Source organism: Corynebacterium sp. HMSC076D02, assembly GCF_001813815.1.
In the GTDB taxonomy this organism is placed as follows: Bacteria; Actinomycetota; Actinomycetes; order Mycobacteriales; family Mycobacteriaceae; genus Corynebacterium; species Corynebacterium simulans.
The window spans coordinates 1-821 of the sequence record NZ_KV814048.1 but is presented as its reverse complement, the minus strand read 5'-3'; the positions used below and the strand labels follow the sequence as shown (position 1 = coordinate 821).

General features: G+C 56.5%; 1 protein-coding gene. It reads right to left on the bottom strand.

All coding sequences use genetic code 11. From position 1 onward, the window contains the following. Nucleotides 1–720: phage portal protein (locus HMPREF2935_RS07175; RefSeq protein ID WP_246817797.1), on the bottom strand; the 720-nt coding region annotated here is incomplete at its 3' end. Nucleotides 721–821 lie beyond the last annotated feature (101 nt).

The following is an 821-nucleotide window of genomic DNA, read 5'->3' as shown; positions in this document are numbered from 1 at the left end:
GCGCGCCTCGTTGACCGTCATGAACGGCCCGCCGACCGCACCGCCAAGAACTGCGGCCTCTTCCTCGAAGTTGCCCTGAAGCTTCTCCCGAAGATTGAACTCGAAATAGATATTCTCCAGATTCGGGTGTTCCTCAGCGAGATAACTACGCTCCGACACGTAGCGCAGGATTCGGGCGTTCAACTTCTCGCTAATCTGCTTCAGCAGCGGGCCCAACGTGTCGCCGTACAACGATTTACGGAACTCTTTCACGTTGGAGTAGTTAGCGTTGTCGAGTAGGCCGAGCATCGTCGGGTTGACGTGATACACACCAGCCACCGTGGTCAGCGCCAACTTCGACGCCTCCACGAACTCCTCCTCGTGGGCGGTGACAGACAACTTTCGCCACTCCATACCATCCTCGAAAACCGGAACACCACCAGCCTGAGACCCACTCTCACCAGTGAACGCCGCCTGGAAAGAGTGCTTGAACCGCTGGCGTGCCTCCGGAGTCCAATCCGGCGCATCCTTCGGACGCGTCACATACGAACCAACACGCCCGCCACGCTTCCACATCTGAAGCCGGAAAATCTGCGCCTGAACCTGCTCCTCAAGAATCACCCGAAGAGCCTCAATCGGCGACGCCCCAAAACGCTCATCCTCCGGCGACCACCCATGAATACGAATCAAATTGTCCTCAGGAACAATCCGCCCATGAACATCATCACCAGGAAAATGCACGCGAGCACCACGAACACCATAGGCATCCGCATCAATCCACTGAAGAATCCAATTCCTCGGGATATGACGCAGCAGAATCTTCTCCCCATCGTCAGCAATGT